Raw genomic sequence first — 16,789 nt, forward strand, 5'->3', positions numbered from 1 at the left:
CTAGGGTCAATTCAGAGCACGCGAGAAAGCCCCGATTCCACGAAGGAAAGGGGGCTATGAATCGTCATGCTGGTTGGTATTGCTGTCGCTGGATGAAGCGGCGGCGCTGTGCGATCGCCCCTTTCAACCGTGCAGACAGGTGAGCATCTAGCTGTGCGGTATTGACCCAGTGTTCAGCTGCGGCCAGCCGCTCAGCATCTGCATTGTCGATCTCGGCCAGAATTACCTCAGGGGAGGCCAGCCTACGACCGCTTTTTTCCTGCTGAGAATGAGCTTCAGCATCCCTTCCAGGGAGCATTGCTGAGGTGTTCACAGCAGCATTTTTGGCAGCATTTCCATCGTCATCAGACCCTTGAGCCAGGCCCAGAAGCGCCAGCAACCCATACCGTCGCGCATACGTCTGAGCAGACGCCACGCCATGGCTGTCATGGGTGTCCACTGGCATCTCGCAATAGGAGCCAATAAACTCCCCACTCGGACCATGAATCAGCATGGTTTCCATCACCACTGCGCCCACATTGCCTGGTACAGGCGCCTGAACCAGCGCAATTTCGTGCCGATTCAAGACCTCGCGGACACTGCCGATAATGGCAGTCAGGCTGGCGTAGCTGCTGTCGTACATCGGATTGCTGCAATCCGAAGCGACAACCCCACCCAGCTCTGCCTGGACTGAAGCCAACGCTCTGCCAATGCTTGCGATTGAGTCGCTACGGTTCATAACGTGCTCTCCTCTCATCCCCCAGGTACTGGGGTCTCACGAGAGGTAGGGGGGGCACTGACAGATAGCCAAGGAGGTGAAGCAACTAACTGAATTAAAAAGAAAAACCAAGAACTGATGCAGGTTCAGAAACGTATCGCATGGAGAACTGATGTACCGCGCATGGGAACTAGATGAAGACGCTAGGCCCCATTCACCACGAGTCGAAGCGCGTCTAATCCGCAAGAATAAAAAAGCTGATCATGGATATAAGGCAAAGGAAGCGACAGCCGACCCCGTGCTGATGGCCTTAAAAACTGAGGCTCCTCCAGGTGGATTGCTTGCCACCCTGAAGAGTGCCCCGAAAGCAACAAACAGGGAGCGGAGGTTAACGATGATTTAACTGAGTGACGCTTCTCCACGACGAAACACTTGATTCAGCTAACAAGCATCCCCTCCCGTCCCTATGGCTGAACATTAAAAAGCCCTCCCAACAGGATGTTAGGAGGGCTTGAAGGTTAAGCAGCCTGACCCTCGCGAGGAAACCCCGCCAGGTTGCCACTGGTGTACACATCAGCCCAGTCCAGGCTCTTGTCAGGACCGGAGCTGGGTGCATCCGGGATTCGGATAGACGCCTGAATCCCCTTCTCCCACAGGCGAGCCTGAAGCGCTTTTGCCGCATCCTGCCCAGCCTTTCGACCCATCCTGTCCGGCAGATCACGATCAGCCCAGATCACGACCTCCTTGATCCCTTCTGGTGGCTCAAAAGCCCCCATCAGAGACGCGGACAACACGGGCCATACAGGCATGCCTGTCGCTGCACGAACGGCCAGTGCGGTCTCAATGCCTTCGGCGATGCCGAGAACACCGCCGACCACTGCGCCGAGTCGGATAGCACCACCACCGACCTCGCCGCCATTGACGACCGGAAACAGCTTCTTGGCCTTCGTCACAGGCGCCTTTTCCACCATGCCGCTCTGGGAACGGTGAAGGTAGGTCCGGTGCATGGTCACGGGCTGGCCCTGGGCATCCCTCACGATCGTCAGCAGAGCCGGATAGTGCCCCACCACCTTGCCTTTCTCGATGTAGGCGAGGTTCGGGTGAAGCCGAGCCTCGCTTTCCATCACGCTGAGCATGGCCTTCACCGGCAAGCCGCGGAATTGCAGGTAGCTCCCAAGGAGAAACCTGCCTTCCCCCTTGTCCAGCGGCAGGGCTTCCGTCCAGCGCTTTCGCAGCGTTGGTCGGATGTCCTGCTTGGGCTTGGGCTTAGGAGGCACGGGCCGCGAAACAGCCGGCGCCAGCGGCTCAACCGATTTCTCGCCGAGCGCACCCATCACTTGCTCCAGGATCTCTGGGAGTTTCCAGCCCTTCAGCTCCTTGATCAGGCTGAAGCCATCCCAGTTACCGCAAGTGCAGATCGCCGTGCCACGCAGCTGGAAGTCCCGATCAAGCCGGAAGTCCTCCTTTCCACCATGGACGGGGCAATCGATATGCGTGCCAGGGTGCTCGAGAGCGGCATCCAGCTCGGGGCAGAGGGCTTGGAAGACCTCCCCCCAGCGCCCTTGGGCGATTCGCTTCACATCAGCGATCTCGTACTTATTGCTCTTGCTCATGAACAGTCTCCTCTCTCATTCCCGGTTGCCCGGATCTCACAAGGAGGTAGGGCAAGGTGTGACGGTTATGGAGAGGTAGGGGGGCGACTGCCACGTTCCCGGGTGGCGAGACCAAAGCGCCAGCGCGATTTCGCATGCGAAACTGAAAAAAGCCCCAAGCACGGATGTGCCTGGGGCTCGAAGGGTAGATCAAGCTGCTATGGCATCTGAGCGTTTCATGCTCGCCAAGCAGTTGCCGACCAGCCGGCCCACGGCACGGAATGCCCCAAACACGACTGATTGGCCCAGCAGCTCATGGCTGACGGTCTCCGGCAGACCATGTACCAGCTCTTCCGGGATCGTCTTGACCCTGGCATGTTCCGCCTTGGTCAGGAGACGGGACAAGCTGGGATCATCCGGGTGCCGGATGAACGGTTCAGTAGATCGGGCCTTCGCGTACCCGCGCCCAATCGTCCCGAGGCCATCCTCGCTTCCATCGAGCAGCTGCCGACGAAAGCCTTTCCCTGAGGCCAGGTCACGCGCCTCCTTGTCCGCCAGGTACGAGTAGGCCTTGTAGCGTGACGCGACCGCTTCATGAGGATCAAGCACCTCCTGAAGCGAGGCTTCACGCTGACGCACCGGCTCCAGCTTCCCGAGGTCAACCTCAATCCCTTTGCTGACCGCGAGCATGCACAGCCTGTCACGCCGCTCCAACGCACCGAGGGCATGCCCATCGAGGACCGTCTCCTGTACCTCGTAGCCAAGCCCCGACAGCACATTGCGAATCACCATCATGCTGACAGTGTTCTGGTAGGGCGGGACGTTCTCGAGCAGGACTGCTGCCGGCCGAAGGGTCTGGATGGCATTCAGAAAGGCAACGAAGAGGCTACCAGCCGTCTCGTGCGCTTCCGCATGCGCCAGGCCATTCTTGGCACGCCCCGACAAACTGGCGCCTGTGCAGGGCAAACCGGCCAATAACAGGTGGACAGGAGGCAGCTTATGCCACTCCACATCCTGCATTGGCCCCTGGATAGCGATACTGTCCTCATCCCAGACGGGATTATTGGCCAGTGAAGCATCCAGGTAGGCACCCTCCAGCTCATTGGCAAAGGCCAATCGAGAGGGCACCCCGGCATCTGCCAGCCCCTTGTGTATGGCTAGGTCAAGCACGCCACCGCCATGCGCGATCGAGCCAACTTCCAAGGGCTCCCCGTTACCGAGGGCCTTGAGCAGCCGCTCCATGCGCTCCGACTCAGCGAGGTCGTGATGATGGATCGTGATGTCGATGCGGTTGCCCCGCACAACGACACGAACCCTCTCAACCTTGCCCAGCGCCTCGGCCAGTTCCGCTGCCGTGATGTCGATCACCGGCAACTCGTTTTCCCCTCGCTTCCGGCGAGACACCTTGTAGGCGCCATCTGCCGCAAACTGAAGGGTCAGGCTTTTTCGGCCGGCGACGAGGTTGAAACGCTGCCCAGGAGAGATCCCGGTACGCGCCAGCCGATTGCCCTCCAGCCACAGACGCTGCTTGCCACGATGCTCACCAATCTTGGTGTAAATCACAGTGCTCTTGCTCATGATCCATCTCCTCTCTCATTCCTGCGGTATGCAGGTCTCGAGGAGAGGTAGGGGGCAGAGTGACCGAGGGACGGAGAAGGGCGGAAAGGCCAAGCCAGAGGCGTCTGTAGGCCTCAGCAACAGTAGGCTCGATGCTCCTGGATAGACGCCTCCTCGAGGAGCTGGTCGGCGGCTATCTGGAGGCTGGCAGCTACACCGGGCGATTCATCCAGAGCACGTTCCCGGTACGTTCGAGCACGCTGTCGGCACAGGTAGGCCGGGAAGGGGTGAATCGCGTAGTCGACTGGAACCATCGCCTGGTTACGCGGCGAGTAAATCAGGCGAGAGACGGCTCGACCATAATTGTCGAAGAGCGTGGCCCCCTCGAGGAGGTCATGGGCTGCCCCACTGGCCACCCAGGCATCGACTAGCGGCTGCGAGGGGAGTTGAGTAGCCCCCGTCAGCGTAGCGATCACTTGCATGCTGACATGGTGTGGGGCCAGGTATGTCGCCATGTTTGGCAGCCATGGGCAGACAGGACGCTCTCTACGGCCCCTCAGGCGTATTTCGGCGACATAGGCCAGCTTGGGCATTGCCTTGAGGTTCTGAAGCAGCCTGCGCTCTCTGTGGGCCGGGAGGCCCAAGGCTTGTTTGTGGTGGATAGCCTTCGTGAACACGGCATGCTCCAGCCGATACCAGGCGTCAAAGAGGAGGGCATCCAGCAGGGTGGGAGCGCGTTGACCGAGCAGCTTCATGGGCAAGGTCGGAAGGCCAACGGTCATCGCGTCACTCCGGGAAAGAAAAAGACCCCAGCGAGTGGGGTCTATAGAACAGAATCAGGCAGCCAACTTGATGGCACTGACCAAAGAGACGCCGCGCTCAAAGGCTTCACGCGCCAGCTCTTCAGCATGCTCGTCCAGGTGACTGTTATCGTCGCCGATGTTTACCTCAATGGCGCCTAAGCTCGCAGCGCAGTCATCCAGAAGAACGGATTGACCAGCTACGTCGACTGACACCTTTGCCCGAAGCACGCCGTAGAACCACTCATCATCCAGCCAGCGACGCTTATCGGTCTCGCTGTGGCAGTCGAAGTGGTCAGGGGTCACATCCGGGTCGCGATCCAGGAGCACCGTCACGGTGTAGTCGCCCTGGGTGCCCTGAACGGTATCGGAGCAGATAGCAAAGTTGTCGAATTTCGTGAGTTCCATGATCGTTCTCCTCTCTCATTCCTGCGGTATGCAGGTCTCGAAAGGGAGATAGGGGAGGGCATGACACCTCCCATGGCGCCAGCGTGAAAAAGCCCCCACATGTTTCCATGGGGGGCTCTGAAGGTCTTTCTGGTATCAAGCTGCACGAGCCGCTGGGCCGACCATGCTTCTTGCCTTCTCCAGGGCTCGGTGCGCCAGCACAGCCGCCTGGGTATCAAGGAGGTTACTCGTCACCCCGACATTGACACCGATCGCGTGCTGCTTGGTCCGAGCATCCGGGATGCGGATCGAGTGCTCGTTGATTGCCACGCTCACTTCGGCTTCCAGCATGGCGACGAACCCATAATGCTCAGAGGCCTCGGCACAGCGCAGGTGGTCCTCGGGGGACGCCTCGAAATCGTGCTTCAGAGTGACCGTCACCGTGTAGGCCCCAGCGAAGCCAACAACAGAATCACCGATCATCGCGTAGGTATAGAAACGCTCCAGCTTCATCATCCATCTCCTCTCTCATTCCTGCGGGAGTGCAGGTCTCAAGAGGAGGTAGGGGGGATAATGACGGTGCTGGCGCTGGGAGTCGGTGGCCACCATGCAGGCCGGTGGCCACCATGCAGGCCGGTGGCCACCATCAGGCGAATGGGGGGCAGAAGAGCGTTATGCGGCCACCTGGGCCAGCAGGGAGCGAACGTGCGGATTGGCATCGCGCCCATCCCCTTCCACCCCTTGGGCAGGGCGACGGAGCGCATGGCTCGCCCAGAGCGCGACCGCGGCGGAACGGCTCACGCCTGCGTTGCAGTGAATCAGCAGCTTCACCGGCTGTCGGGCCTGCGCCCAGTGGCCGATCCAGGCCGAGATCCGACGCGCATCATCCGGGGTCATCGGCTCCTCGCAGCCAAAGCCTTCCCCCGGCACGACATCATCGAACTGCATCGCGAGCACATCACCCCATCCCCTGGCCAAGCGGGGTGACCGCTCATCGAAGCCGCGGATGGACAGCACTACCGTATCGGCGGCTGGCTGCCGCCGTTCGATGTCTCTACGACTGGTGTACTCAATGCTGGAGATCATGTGCGAGTCCCATGCTGGCGGGCTGTTTTGACAGTGGCTTCAGCGACAAGCAGCCTGACCCTGATGGCGATGCTCAGGCGCCCAGCCAGCAGCGGCCTCAGGTTGTTTTCGTCCGGCCCATCCTCGAGTCGTGTCAAAGCGTCCTCTGCTTCGACTTCCAGGGATGCAGCCGCCGCATTATAGCGAGTGACTTCATCGCTACTCAGGGGCAGGGGAGTAACGCCATCCAACCCCAGTCGCTCATACGCCTCAATAACCAGCATGTCGCGCAACAGGGGGTTTGAGCTGTAATGGCTTTGCATCTCAGCGTCAGCGTTCAGCGGCGAAATCAGGTCCGGGGTCATGCGCCCTCCAGTGGGAATCCATTTCGGTGACATACCAAGCTCAGGAGGGGATAGGGCTCGTACTGACACTTCCTGACGAAATGAGAAAGCCCCAACTAGCGAACTAGAAGGGGCTTGAAGGGTACTGCTAGGAATCAGATCAGCTCAAATGGCTTGGGCTGCTGATTTGCTGTGCATGACAGCTTACCCTGGGCAGCTTGGCCACAGGGATTCCTCATGGAGGTTTCAGGACAGCTGACGTAAGCGCCCTCGCGTGATAGCCGAAAAGCCAGCGGGCCTTGTCCAAGCAACCTGAAAACCAAACCGATGAGGTCTACGAAAGCAATTTTCTCGCTCTCATACCGTTCGACGAACGGCCTCGCCCATAAGATAGGGCGGTAGGTGACAGCTGGGAAGGCATCAGTTGGAAATTCGTGAAATGAGGCGTCGCTGGCACCGCTGATCGACGGTCAGCCGCTCCTACCTCGCTATCTCTTCAGCCGGCGCCAGGAGATGCTGACCATCGGCCGTCGCATCGTTGACCGCCAGGCCGACCGGATAGGCCGCCAGCTGCGCAGGGTGGATAGGCTTGAGCTGCTGTTTCAGCGTGTCCCGATCCTGTACTTCAGGGTCGAGCCAGGCCTCAGCGCCAGCGGCCACGACGACTGGCATGCGGCTATGAATCTGCTTCGCCACGCCTTGGGCCGGCTGGGTCACGATCGCGCACCCCAGCTCGCCATCAGCTCGCTTGGTGAAGACTCCCGCCAGCAGCAGCAGGCCATTCGAGGCTCCGTGGAAGTAGAAGGGGAGCTTGCGCTCACCCTCGTGCCGCCACTCGAACCAACCGTTCACCGGCACCAGGCAGCGGTGGCGTGAAAAGGCCCCCTTCCAGAATCGGCTCGTCGCCAGACTCTCGGCTCTGGCTACATGCGTGCGCGGCGCATCCTCTGGCGCCCACCTGGGCTTGAACGACCACTGGAGTGCAGTGACCTCCGGCTGATCCTCCGTAGCAGCGATTGCGACGATCGGGCCGCCCGGGGGAATGTTGTACCGGGCCGGTGGGAATGTTGCACCGGACGCCAGAGGGTAGCCGAATCTCTCGGCCACCTGGCGAGGGTCATCATAGAGGGCGAAGCGTCCACACATGGCTGCTGTTCACTCGATCATTCGGCCGGCTCACCGTACTGCTCGCGATAGTGTCTGGCTTCTTCGCATTCCGGTGTCAGGCCTATCATGTCCAAAAGCTGGCGCTCCCAAGCGCCAGGTCGACGTGAGCCATCCGCGATGGCAACCGCTACCTCCTGCATCATCTCTTCAATCGTTCCCCATGGAATCGCGGCTCCATGCTGCTTCTGGAGCTTCGTCAGGTACTCCAGCTCGGCATGGACAGCGGCCGGCAGGGTGATCGTCAGCGGTACGGTATTGCTCTCCTCGACTGCCATCAGTGGGCTCCTCGTGGGCGATTTGTGGTTTCAAGGATACCAGCCTCTGCGTCGTGTGCTGCGCCAGCAGTTGCTAGGCCCGGGGATGATGCTGAGGCCACCCAGAGAAAAGCCCCCAGGCAATGCCATGGGGGCTGAAGTGCAATCAAGCGACTCGCCACACACCTCGCTCGACCGGCGCAAACCAGTCATTGACGTAGAGCGTCTGGCGAACCTTCTCGCGCCAATGCTGACGACCCGCCAGCTTGTCCGGCGCATTCTCCGCTACCGCTTCGTACAGGCGCGACAACGGAGCTTCACCACCCAGCGATACCAGCGCCTGGCGTACCACGGCCTTCCATGACCCCCGCAGCCGGCGCTGCTGACTGTGGGCCATGCTGGAGAGCGTCGACAACAGGGCCACGCTGCGATCAGGACGCTGCCACAACAGGATGTACTCGTGAGCCACCCTGGGCAGCCGCATGCCCGCATACTGCCGTGACACGCTCTGGACGTTGTGCTGTGCCTTGATCAGCACGGCCCTCAGCTCGTCCGCAGGCATCCTGGCGATCGCATCAGCCTGGAAGGACCAGTAATGGCCATTCCGCCTCAGGTCGCCAATGATCGTCCCGTAGAAGCCACCATGGTTCACGGCCTCGCGCTGGTTCAGCAGAGCCTGCTGGAGCTTGTCCATGAACTCCTCAGGATCAGCGCAGCGCGACAGGTCATCCGGGTGCTCGCCGGGATAGACGTTCCCGCTGTACACGATCATGTCGTGATAGGGCGGGTGCGACAGGCAGAGATCCACCGGCTTCCCGGTGGCATCCAGGATGGAGTGCCGCAGGATGTTGAACCCCGAGTGAAGATCCAGGCCAAAGGCCTCGATCCCCATCTCTGAGGCCACCTCCACTGAGGTGCCACTGCCCACCATGGGGTCGCAGAAGGTCTCCGGGCGAAGCTGCTCGAAAATGTCCTTGTAGACATGCCCCGAGCAGTTACCGCGCCAGCTCGATTTGCCCCACTTGCCACGGGTCGGGTGCGAAATTACAGACGTGCTCATGATCCATCTCCTCTCTCATTCCTGCGGTATGCAGGTCTCGAGGAGAGGTAGGGGCAGGCCTGACGGGCTAGAGGTCGACCTCTAGCCGATCGCCCACCGACACCCCCATGGCGTCGAGGGCGCCAGCATTCAGCTCCAGGGCCATCCAGAAAGGCACGCCGGCCGAATATCGAGGGCAATCCTCACGCTGACGGGTGCAGGGCGGCATCGTCTCCACCGACAGAATTTCCCCTCGCTGGTCGAGAAAGGCGATGTCGATGGGGAAGCGGGTCTGGTACATCCAGAAGCTGCTCTGCGCTGGCTGCTGTTCGTCGTAGGTGAAGAGCATCCCCGTGTTGACGGGAAGCGATGGGCGCTCCATCAGCCCCTTTCGCCGCTGGCGCGAGGTTTGAGCCACCTCAAGCGCCAGCTCATGACGCCCACCCTCCGTGGCCAGCTGGCCCACTATCTCCTGCATGGATTGGCGATCTGCCACCAGGGCCATCATCGTGATCCCCGTCAAGAATAGGGCTGTGATGCCGATACCTGTGGTCATCGATGGCGGGCTGTGGCGCGTCAACGTCGAGCGGGTCTGAGGCATGGTTTCCTGGGGCTCCAGTGATTCATATCGGGTTGCCCCATGGATAGGTCCGTGGCTGACGCTACCCAGGACAGTCAGGAGAAAGGAATCCATGCCGGCGACCAAGCCATTCGGCCGCTGGCTGCACAAAGCCCGATGGGTCAACACCGCAGCCTGGAAATACGCTCAAGCGTTTCACGAACAAGCCAGCCAAGTAGCGTTACCGGCCGATAGCGCCAGCGGCCAAGGGATCATCCGGTGGCAAGACTGGTCGCCCTGCTTCGGTGGGGATATTGCACACTGGGAGCCCGGCCCTCGAGGGATGCACTGCCGTCGCGCCACTCTCGCGCCAGCAACCCGCCTCATCACGACGCAACATCACGACGCCTTCAGCTGTTTGATACGAGAGATCACCAGCCTGGAATCTGGGAAGGGCAGTCTCGCCACCTCGGCTACCCTCGACGCCTACGCGCTCAGCGAATGCTGCGGTCTCATCAACAGTGACCCTGCCTGGATAGAGAAACTGCTCGGCTGGCACGAGCTGCGATTCAATGCCTCTCCTGGAGCGGGAGAGACGCTGGAAGTCTTCAGCTGGCATGACCAAGGCTACCACCTGCTCAACCAGGGTGGGGCGCACCACTTCGCCGCTGCCCGTTATCTCGCCGGCTTCTACGCCCCAAGATTCCGCGTTCAAGCCCCCCTTGCCAGGTACAGCCTTGACCGCGAGGCCGCCCAAGACATCCTCAACGCCTTCGACATGTTCTGCGAGCCCGAGGACCAGACGATGCTCGAGGCCTTCACGCATCACATGGCCGCGGCAGGGGTTCCGCACGCAACGTGCCCAGCACCGCCACCCTGGGACGGAGCGTACCGCCTCCTGCTGCTGCCCCGGGACAACCAGAAAGCCGCTGGCGCCGCGTCCGTGCTACGCGAGCATGGCTGGTTCGATGTCAGCGCCCTCCTGCGCAGCCAGGTCACCCCATAGAGGCGATGCAGGTCAGGACTGCGATCGCCCCGGCTGGCCCCCTACACCCCCAGCTGCTCGCTAGTGAGCGGGATCTCGCCCTCCTCGATCTTGATCACCACACACGTCTCATAGGGGTTGTCCGGGGAGGGTGAGCCGGCTTCCGACACCTCGAGGCCCCGCTTGCGCAGCGCCGTGATGGCCCTCCGGTTCGGGCCGCCATCCGGGCCGAACAGCACCTCACCGCCCAGCTCCTCGATCTGCTCCAGCAGACCGCCAGTGGTTTCATCGGTGACGCTCACAAACTCGCTATCGAGCAGGTTCAGCTCGTCGTCAGGGTTGTATATCTCATGGTTGTCGAGAGCCGTCACGGCCCGCGCCAGCGCATCAATGCTCATCCTGTGGCTCCTTTTGTGGTTGCGATCGCCCGTGGCCATGCCGCGCCTTCGGACCCTATTCTCTATGGTGCTTCGGAGGAGGCTTTGCAAGCACCGTGCTTGGCTGGCGCCAGCACCAACAACCGGAGAGGGTGACAGGCATGACCACAGTGAGGATGGATGACACCACGACGCAGGCCCTCGAGAGGCTTGTCGCCGCAGCCTTGAGCGATACCGGGCAATCCCGGCGCTGCGCCGACTTCCTGCTGGCATGGTACAACGCCGCGGAGAACGGGGGCTTTGACCTCACCACCCTCTGGGGCATGGATGACGAGCTGGCCAGTGCGTGCGGTGTGGTGTTCCTGTGGGTGGCGAGCCATCGCGTCTATCCCGATGATCTCGGCTATGGGGAGGTGTTCCAGCGGATCTGGGCGCTCTGGCGAGCTGGTAGTGAGCAGGCCGGCTGAGACATGAAAAAGCCCCAGCCTCAGAAGAGGAGGGGCTTGAGAAAGGATCGAACGATCCGGTAGGTCACACCTCAGTGCTGCCTACCCACTGGGAGCCGAGGAAGGCCTCAACGCCATTCTCGACTTCCTGGGGCAGCATCTGTGCGATGCCATCCCCTGTCTCTTCCAAGGCCTCATGGGTCCATGGGCCAGACGGAAGTACGCGCAGCAGTACCTTGCTGCGATCTAGGTCCATGATGGTCAACGCCTCGAGCTGGTGTCCCGAAAGGATGTCAGGCTCACCGGGTCGCTGGTCCGTCACAAACTTGATGCTGGACATGCTTTCCTCCAGAGGGCCAGTGGCCCGTTTCGTCTATGTGGATCAAACGATCCGGCAGCTCACCAGCAGTACCACTCCTGGATCTTCTTCGAGAGCTGGTCAGCCTGCTCCCAGCTCCAGAACTTACCGATCACCAGCGGGACAGCCACCAAGCCAGCCTTCGACAGGGCGCGGGTCAGGTATGCCGTGCAGACGTACCCCTCGTTATTGCCGCGGCGCACCTCGGTCATCATGCCGATCGTTGAGGTGTGGGCCGCGCAATCACGCAGCGCCGCTTCTGCTTCCAGCCCCTTCTTGAATTGCAGCAGGTCAGAGACCCACTCGTGTTCAGGAAGCATGACGTTGCAGTAGCGCTGTGCCCGATCTTGCAGTTGCGAGGCGATCTCAAGGATCTTCTCGCTGCCCAGATCCTCGATACGAGGCAAGTCGATCAGGCGGTCCTCGAGGAGGGTCACTTGGTCTCCGAGGCGGGCAGGCGTATAGCTGCTCAGATCATAAAGCAGTGACTCCTGGGCGACCGGCTGCTCGGTGATCTCCACCTCGGCATGCTTGTCGTCCAGCGCCAGCTTCACGAGCCGGGAATCCCGAGGCTCGGTGAGGAAGACACTGGTGGCGTCGACAAGGCACTTGCGCGAGATAGCATTGTCGATTCCCAGGCCTTTCACGATGGGCTTCGGCACTTCCAGCCATGCCTGGCCAGCGTCGGCGTCATGGTGGCGGACTGCATTGATGGTCTTCATTGGGCTTCTCCTCTCATCCCTGCGGGATTGCAGGTCTCGAGAGGGGGTAGGGGTAGGGGTGACCTTTCAGGCGCTTCTGGCCGCCCCTGGAAGGGAAAGGGCACCATCCGAGGATGGTGCCCTTGAAGCAAACTACTCGAGGTGAGTGTCATCCCACATCGCAATGTTCACATCGCCATCGGCAAGGCCCATGCAGACTATGCCGCTTATATCGAGAGGTGAAGCTTCATCGTCAGGATCGGTCAAGCGACCCCAATCACAGGCACATTCATACTTCGCCTGCTCTTCAGCTTTCGCTAACTCCTTGTCACGATCCTCCTGGGCATCCACCTCGATGGAGCTGATCCAGATCGTCCCGGTCCCATTGCTCTCCTGACAGAAGGCGGTATAGGTCCGGGTGGCCGGCGCCTCATTGGAAGCGTCGGTGTCGTCAGCGAGCTGCTTGGACAGCTCCGCTGAGGCTTCGTCCTTGAGCAGCCTCTCCAGGTCATTGATCTCATCGGGCGCGTACCCATCCTTGCCGGCATGGTGTGGCACATACTCGGCGAGATCCGATTCGCCGCGGCCAACCAGCTGCATGATGTCGGCCCACTGGGCGTCAGTGAGGGTGGCTGTCTTCATCGTCATGGTGCTTTTTCCTCTCATTCCTGCGGGATTGCAGGTCTCGTGAGGAGGTAGGGAAGGGGGTGACACAAGGGGGGTAGGCTAGTGCCTGGGGGAAGGTGGGGTGGGGGTGTCCGGCCAGGATCACCACCCATCCCAGTGAAGCACGCAGTCGGGATGCGCGTTATGCAGAACAGTCGAAGTAGGCCTCATCGAGCATCGCCGGCTCGACACCTCCCTCGAACAAGCCTATGCAGGCGATGGCGCTGGTGTCCGGCATCGACATGCAGGGCGCGTACTCCACGCCACGCTCCCATGCCCCTGCGCAGGACTCCTTGGCTTTCTGGATGGCCATTTGATGCTCTACCTCGCGATCGGCCTGAGGCGTGACTTGCACATACTCGATGCGCAATTCCCACTCCCCGGCCATGTCTTTGCAGATCGCGGTGTATACCTTCGGGCGTGCGGCCCACAGCCTGTCCAGGATGTCGTCGTGTGCGCTCATGAAGCAGCTCCTCTCTCATTCCTGCGGGATGCAGGTCTCGAGGAGAGCTAGGGCGCCCACTGTCAGCCAGTCGCGCTCAGCGGGCACAGGAGGCCGCTCTCGCGGATGTCAGCGACACGGGCAGGCCCAAGGCCGCTTATATCCTTCAGCTCCGCCACAGAGCCCCAGGGGCGCCTCTCGGCGACAAGCTCAGCCCGGGCAGGACCAATGTGGGGCAAGCCCTCCAAGGCTCCCTCCGGGCTCTTGTTGAGGTCAATGCAGCTCAGGTCGGACGGCGCCACGTCTTCGCTCGGTGTGGCGTCGGTGCCTGGCCAGGCATAGAGCTGAATCTCTGCGCCATCAGTGGCCAGGAAAATCGGCGCGTGATCGGAGACCCTGGAGCGAGCCTCCTCGTGGCTCATGCCCAGCAAGGTAGGGAAAGGGATCACCCCTGTATCGCTGATGGGGAGTTCGTCCGGGTTGAGCCAGAAGTTGTCGTAGAGGTGCCGGTAGACGCCGGTTTCATGCGCCAGCGTGGTCGCCACACGGCTCAGCGCGGGAGAGGCGCCAGCAGAGCGCAGCGGTTCCCAGGCCTCGTGGTCCGGCTCCAGGTTGAAGTCGCCGGCCAGCACTCTCGGCGTGTCTGGGTAGACCTCCTCCAGCCACCCCCAGTAGTCGGCCAAGGCCTCCACCTCCCGGGCACGTTCGCTGACGCTATCCCCATAGATGACATGCAGATTAGCCAGCGCCAGCTCTTGCCCCGTCTCGCGATCACGGAACCTCGCAGAGTAGGGCTCGCGGGCGAACACGTCATCATGATCCAGGAACACCACGGCCCCTTCAGCGTACTCCACCTCCGACTGCCGCCAGACAAAGCCGTAGTGCTCCCGGTAGCGCTCCCCCTCGCCAAGGGAATGGCTGGCCATGGCTCCCCAGACTTCGCCGGTTGTCGCCTCGAGGTGCGCGACCAGCTCCTCGAGGGCGCTCTCATCCATCAGCTCCTGCAAGGCGATGAGATCCATCGACTGGGCGACATGGGCGACCTTCTCGACCTCCTTGCCGTTGTCCCAGCCGAGCTGGCGCACATTCCAGCTGCCCAGGATCATGTCGGCTGGCGCCAGGGTGGGGGAGAGCGCCAGCACAGCACTGGCAATCGTGATGGGGGCTTTGAACGTCATGTTTCCTCCGTGCTTAGGATTTACCGCCCCGCTTTGGTTGTGACGGTTCGGGGCGTTGGTCTAGCTGGCCACGCAGCTCCTTCTCACGGGCTTGCGTGACCGCGAGTTCTGTTCGGGTGTCGGCCAGCTCTTGCCTGACCCCTTTCAGCTCCACGATCTGCTCTCGGGCAGCTTTCAGCTCGGCGTTTGCCTCGCTGACCGAGGCCCTGAGTTGGTCGATGGTGCTTCGCAGGCTGGCGCTCTCTTCCTTCAGCTCATCGTTCCGCTTGGCGGTCGAGGCTTGCTCCGAGCGCAGGCTGGCATGCTCCTGCTGGAGTGAGGACAGTTCTTGGTTGACCTCCTCCAGGGTCTGCTGGATACGCGATTCGCGCTGGCGGGCCGCCTCAAGCTCTCGGGTAGTGCTCTTGAGGTCGCCCTCCACGGTTGCCAGCTGGTTCCCGATCGAGGCCTTGTCCTCGCGCAGCTGATCCGCGGCCGACTGCATCTGCTGTACCTGGCCGCGGGCGGCCTCCAGCTGGTCGCTTTGCCGGCTCAACTGGCCATGGAGATCGTTGACGCGCTCCATGGCGTCTTCGGCGCGTTGCTTGGCGGTAGCCGTTTCGGTGGCCAGGGTCTGGTTCTCTTCCGTCAGCCGTGCAACCTGAGCCTTGTCGTGTTCGTGGTCCTCCTGCATAGACGCGATTCGGGCCTCAAGCCGCTCGACCTCCCTGAGGGCTTCATCGCGCTCGCCATGTGCCGCCTTCAGCTGCTCACCCGACTGGGCGCGAATCCTCTCTACATCCTCATCCGCCAGCTGGCTGGCGCTGCGCCACAGCTCGGCACCAACACGCTCAAGGACCGTGCGTATCTCGTTGGGCATGTCCCGGATGGCGACGGCCGTGACCATCTGGTTCTCCCTCCACTCCCGCATGACCGGCGAGATATGGGATAGGGAGCCGCCGCCCAGGCGTTCCCGGACTTGCTCATTGGTGGGCTTGTCCACGCCTTCCGCTACCAACTGTTCCGCTGCCGCTACAATTCGCTCCTGAATCTCAGGTTTGATCGCCATGCCCTTTCTCTCCCGGTGTATGTATTGTATGTATGTACTGTACATATAATACATACATTGCGCCAGGAAAATCGTCCGCCCAGAAAAAAGCCTTCCCAGGGGGAAGGCTGTTGAATGGGTCTATCTGTCACGCAACCGCAGTAGCGGCCGGTGATTCGGGTGCTTCATCAAGCATCCCGCACTCTTGTGCGAGTTGTTCAATGAAGGTGACCGCCTTCTGTGCATCCGACAGAGCACGGTCCAACTCCTTCGCCTGATCACCAGTGAGCCGAGAGGCCCAGCCGGTGAGATAGGACGCGGAGTTTTCCGGTGTAGCGGGCAAGCCGAAACGCATGGCAGCAAGCCAGGCGCCAGCTTCCGCCACAACCTCCTCTCGAGCGCGATCGCTCTTGTCGCGGTTCAAGCGGTTAGCTGCGCCAGTCGCATGAATCAGCTCGTGCAGCCCAGTGGCGGCAATCTCGCTGACTTCATGGAACTGCTCAGGGCGAGGCAGGCGGATACCGTCCGTAGAGGGCCGGTAGTAGGCCTTGTCGCCTCCCCAGGTCAGAGCTACCCCTGAGGCCTCAATCAGCTGCGCAACGAACTGCACGGGCTCTGGTTGGGCCTCGATGACGGGGGGCTTGGCAGCCTCCGTCAGCGGGTCAGCCAGCTGCTCCTCGTTGAAGACGTAGAAGATACGGTTTACCGGGATGACCTTCTCCTCGGTGTTACCGTTCTCGTCCTTCTCGCGCTTCTTGTGGAACTTCCAGAATTCCACCGGAGTGCCCTTTTCCCCCTTGCGAGGGTGTGTGCCGAGATCCTTCGCTTGCTTGAAGGTGACCCAGGCAGGGCTTGTGTAGCCCGACCGATCTGCTGCGACCCACAGGCTCACGATGTTCGACCAACCCGTGTAAGCGCGGCCTGAAGAGGCGTTGTAGGGCTGGCTCACATCCGTGTTACCGGGCTTCCAGGGTTTCTGCCAGGGGGCGGTGCCTTCCTTCAGGCCCTGGATGAGTGCTTCCCGAATGCCGTCGATCGCACGCTTGCTCTTGCTCATGATCCATCTCCTCTCTCATTCCTGCGGGATGCAGGTCTCAAGAGGGGATAGGGCGCGGGGTGACAGGAGGGGTGCGGGGGCAGTGCTCTCC

Annotated in this window: 22 protein-coding genes; 2 read left to right on the forward strand and 20 right to left on the reverse strand. The window is 61.4% G+C overall.

The window, feature by feature from the left end; all coding sequences use genetic code 11:
* Nucleotides 1–64 precede the first annotated feature (64 nt).
* The 12 genes from FIU88_RS18345 to FIU88_RS18400 form a co-directional block, all read right to left on the reverse strand.
* Nucleotides 65–718 carry an ERF family protein gene (locus FIU88_RS18345; RefSeq protein WP_172977783.1) on the reverse strand — a complete coding sequence of 218 codons (654 nt, stop codon included), beginning with the start codon at nt 716–718 and terminating at the stop codon, nt 65–67.
* A gap of 497 nt (nt 719–1,215) precedes the next feature.
* On the reverse strand, nt 1,216–2,310 hold the full coding sequence (locus FIU88_RS18350; protein WP_152480394.1) for a toprim domain-containing protein: 1,095 nt from the start codon (nt 2,308–2,310) through the stop codon (nt 1,216–1,218).
* Between the two features lie 189 nt (nt 2,311–2,499).
* Entirely contained in the window at nt 2,500–3,867 is a 1,368-nt protein-coding gene (locus FIU88_RS18355; RefSeq protein ID WP_152480395.1) for a DNA cytosine methyltransferase, read from the reverse strand.
* Between the two features lie 113 nt (nt 3,868–3,980).
* Entirely contained in the window at nt 3,981–4,601 is a 621-nt protein-coding gene (locus FIU88_RS18360; RefSeq protein ID WP_152480396.1) for a hypothetical protein, read from the reverse strand.
* Nucleotides 4,602–4,682: 81 nt separating this feature from the next.
* Nucleotides 4,683–5,054, reverse strand: coding sequence for a hypothetical protein (locus FIU88_RS18365; RefSeq protein ID WP_152480397.1), 372 nt, complete (start codon nt 5,052–5,054; stop codon nt 4,683–4,685).
* Nucleotides 5,055–5,189: 135 nt separating this feature from the next.
* A complete protein-coding gene (locus FIU88_RS18370; protein ID WP_152480398.1) occupies nt 5,190–5,549 on the reverse strand; it encodes a hypothetical protein in 360 nt (119 codons plus the stop codon).
* A gap of 156 nt (nt 5,550–5,705) precedes the next feature.
* Nucleotides 5,706–6,119: a hypothetical protein gene (locus FIU88_RS18375; protein WP_152480399.1), complete on the reverse strand. Its 414-nt coding sequence runs from the start codon at nt 6,117–6,119 to the stop codon at nt 5,706–5,708.
* The gene (locus tag FIU88_RS18380; RefSeq protein ID WP_152480400.1) at nt 6,116–6,463 is read right to left on the reverse strand and encodes a hypothetical protein; all 348 of its coding nucleotides are present in this window, start codon (nt 6,461–6,463) and stop codon (nt 6,116–6,118) included. The genes FIU88_RS18375 and FIU88_RS18380 overlap by 4 nt, the downstream gene beginning before the upstream one ends.
* Before the next feature lie 459 nt (nt 6,464–6,922).
* Complete coding sequence (locus tag FIU88_RS18385; protein ID WP_152480401.1) at nt 6,923–7,588, reverse strand: SOS response-associated peptidase; 666 nt, start codon at nt 7,586–7,588, stop codon at nt 6,923–6,925.
* 17 nt (nt 7,589–7,605) lie between these two features.
* Complete coding sequence (locus FIU88_RS18390; RefSeq protein ID WP_152480402.1) at nt 7,606–7,884, reverse strand: hypothetical protein; 279 nt, start codon at nt 7,882–7,884, stop codon at nt 7,606–7,608.
* Between the two features lie 145 nt (nt 7,885–8,029).
* A complete protein-coding gene (locus FIU88_RS18395; protein WP_152480403.1) occupies nt 8,030–8,923 on the reverse strand; it encodes a hypothetical protein in 894 nt (297 codons plus the stop codon).
* A gap of 67 nt (nt 8,924–8,990) precedes the next feature.
* Nucleotides 8,991–9,503, reverse strand: coding sequence for a DUF192 domain-containing protein (locus tag FIU88_RS18400; protein ID WP_172977784.1), 513 nt, complete (start codon nt 9,501–9,503; stop codon nt 8,991–8,993).
* Nucleotides 9,504–9,594: 91 nt separating this feature from the next.
* Between FIU88_RS18400 and FIU88_RS18405 the strand changes: the two genes are divergently transcribed.
* Nucleotides 9,595–10,467, forward strand: a complete 873-nt coding sequence (locus FIU88_RS18405) for a DUF6685 family protein (protein ID WP_152480405.1) — start codon at nt 9,595–9,597, stop codon at nt 10,465–10,467.
* Between the two features lie 41 nt (nt 10,468–10,508).
* On the opposite strand, the gene FIU88_RS18410 is transcribed toward FIU88_RS18405, so the two are convergent.
* Nucleotides 10,509–10,844 (reverse strand): hypothetical protein, encoded by a 336-nt coding sequence (locus FIU88_RS18410; protein WP_152480406.1) that lies wholly within the window; start codon nt 10,842–10,844, stop codon nt 10,509–10,511.
* A gap of 155 nt (nt 10,845–10,999) precedes the next feature.
* On the opposite strand from FIU88_RS18410, the gene FIU88_RS18415 reads away from it, so the two are divergent.
* Nucleotides 11,000–11,290 (forward strand): hypothetical protein, encoded by a 291-nt coding sequence (locus FIU88_RS18415; RefSeq protein ID WP_253742833.1) that lies wholly within the window; start codon nt 11,000–11,002, stop codon nt 11,288–11,290.
* 64 nt (nt 11,291–11,354) lie between these two features.
* On the opposite strand, the gene FIU88_RS18420 is transcribed toward FIU88_RS18415, so the two are convergent.
* From FIU88_RS18420 to FIU88_RS18450, 7 genes are all read right to left on the reverse strand, one after another.
* Complete coding sequence (locus FIU88_RS18420) at nt 11,355–11,609, reverse strand: hypothetical protein (protein ID WP_152480408.1); 255 nt, start codon at nt 11,607–11,609, stop codon at nt 11,355–11,357.
* Between the two features lie 59 nt (nt 11,610–11,668).
* Entirely contained in the window at nt 11,669–12,349 is a 681-nt protein-coding gene (locus FIU88_RS18425; RefSeq protein ID WP_152480409.1) for a hypothetical protein, read from the reverse strand.
* A 132-nt stretch (nt 12,350–12,481) separates the two neighbouring features.
* Entirely contained in the window at nt 12,482–12,976 is a 495-nt protein-coding gene (locus FIU88_RS18430) for a hypothetical protein (protein WP_152480410.1), read from the reverse strand.
* A gap of 160 nt (nt 12,977–13,136) precedes the next feature.
* Complete coding sequence (locus FIU88_RS18435) at nt 13,137–13,457, reverse strand: hypothetical protein (RefSeq protein ID WP_152480411.1); 321 nt, start codon at nt 13,455–13,457, stop codon at nt 13,137–13,139.
* 62 nt (nt 13,458–13,519) lie between these two features.
* Complete coding sequence (locus tag FIU88_RS18440; protein WP_152480412.1) at nt 13,520–14,614, reverse strand: endonuclease/exonuclease/phosphatase family protein; 1,095 nt, start codon at nt 14,612–14,614, stop codon at nt 13,520–13,522.
* A gap of 13 nt (nt 14,615–14,627) precedes the next feature.
* Complete coding sequence (locus tag FIU88_RS18445) at nt 14,628–15,662, reverse strand: DNA-binding protein (protein ID WP_172977785.1); 1,035 nt, start codon at nt 15,660–15,662, stop codon at nt 14,628–14,630.
* 127 nt (nt 15,663–15,789) lie between these two features.
* The gene (locus FIU88_RS18450; protein ID WP_152480414.1) at nt 15,790–16,698 is read right to left on the reverse strand and encodes an ArdC family protein; all 909 of its coding nucleotides are present in this window, start codon (nt 16,696–16,698) and stop codon (nt 15,790–15,792) included.
* Nucleotides 16,699–16,789 lie beyond the last annotated feature (91 nt).

This window comes from Halomonas sp. THAF12 (genome assembly GCF_009363675.1).
GTDB lineage: Bacteria > Pseudomonadota > Gammaproteobacteria > Pseudomonadales > Halomonadaceae > Halomonas > Halomonas smyrnensis.

Bases quoted from the DNA above. Each gene is read 5' to 3' on its own strand.
- FIU88_RS18345 (WP_172977783.1), bottom strand. From the start codon at position 718: ATGAACCGTAGCGACTCAATCGCAAGCATTGGCAGAGCGTTGGCTTCA.
- FIU88_RS18350 (WP_152480394.1), bottom strand. From the start codon at position 2,310: ATGAGCAAGAGCAATAAGTACGAGATCGCTGATGTGAAGCGAATCGCC.
- FIU88_RS18355 (WP_152480395.1), bottom strand. From the start codon at position 3,867: ATGAGCAAGAGCACTGTGATTTACACCAAGATTGGTGAGCATCGTGGC.
- FIU88_RS18360 (WP_152480396.1), bottom strand. From the start codon at position 4,601: ATGAAGCTGCTCGGTCAACGCGCTCCCACCCTGCTGGATGCCCTCCTC.
- FIU88_RS18365 (WP_152480397.1), bottom strand. From the start codon at position 5,054: ATGGAACTCACGAAATTCGACAACTTTGCTATCTGCTCCGATACCGTT.
- FIU88_RS18370 (WP_152480398.1), bottom strand. From the start codon at position 5,549: ATGATGAAGCTGGAGCGTTTCTATACCTACGCGATGATCGGTGATTCT.
- FIU88_RS18375 (WP_152480399.1), bottom strand. From the start codon at position 6,119: ATGATCTCCAGCATTGAGTACACCAGTCGTAGAGACATCGAACGGCGG.
- FIU88_RS18380 (WP_152480400.1), bottom strand. From the start codon at position 6,463: ATGACCCCGGACCTGATTTCGCCGCTGAACGCTGACGCTGAGATGCAA.
- FIU88_RS18385 (WP_152480401.1), bottom strand. From the start codon at position 7,588: ATGTGTGGACGCTTCGCCCTCTATGATGACCCTCGCCAGGTGGCCGAG.
- FIU88_RS18390 (WP_152480402.1), bottom strand. From the start codon at position 7,884: ATGGCAGTCGAGGAGAGCAATACCGTACCGCTGACGATCACCCTGCCG.
- FIU88_RS18395 (WP_152480403.1), bottom strand. From the start codon at position 8,923: ATGAGCACGTCTGTAATTTCGCACCCGACCCGTGGCAAGTGGGGCAAA.
- FIU88_RS18400 (WP_172977784.1), bottom strand. From the start codon at position 9,503: ATGCCTCAGACCCGCTCGACGTTGACGCGCCACAGCCCGCCATCGATG.
- FIU88_RS18405 (WP_152480405.1), top strand. From the start codon at position 9,595: ATGCCGGCGACCAAGCCATTCGGCCGCTGGCTGCACAAAGCCCGATGG.
- FIU88_RS18410 (WP_152480406.1), bottom strand. From the start codon at position 10,844: ATGAGCATTGATGCGCTGGCGCGGGCCGTGACGGCTCTCGACAACCAT.
- FIU88_RS18415 (WP_253742833.1), top strand. From the start codon at position 11,000: ATGGATGACACCACGACGCAGGCCCTCGAGAGGCTTGTCGCCGCAGCC.
- FIU88_RS18420 (WP_152480408.1), bottom strand. From the start codon at position 11,609: ATGTCCAGCATCAAGTTTGTGACGGACCAGCGACCCGGTGAGCCTGAC.
- FIU88_RS18425 (WP_152480409.1), bottom strand. From the start codon at position 12,349: ATGAAGACCATCAATGCAGTCCGCCACCATGACGCCGACGCTGGCCAG.
- FIU88_RS18430 (WP_152480410.1), bottom strand. From the start codon at position 12,976: ATGACGATGAAGACAGCCACCCTCACTGACGCCCAGTGGGCCGACATC.
- FIU88_RS18435 (WP_152480411.1), bottom strand. From the start codon at position 13,457: ATGAGCGCACACGACGACATCCTGGACAGGCTGTGGGCCGCACGCCCG.
- FIU88_RS18440 (WP_152480412.1), bottom strand. From the start codon at position 14,614: ATGACGTTCAAAGCCCCCATCACGATTGCCAGTGCTGTGCTGGCGCTC.
- FIU88_RS18445 (WP_172977785.1), bottom strand. From the start codon at position 15,662: ATGGCGATCAAACCTGAGATTCAGGAGCGAATTGTAGCGGCAGCGGAA.
- FIU88_RS18450 (WP_152480414.1), bottom strand. From the start codon at position 16,698: ATGAGCAAGAGCAAGCGTGCGATCGACGGCATTCGGGAAGCACTCATC.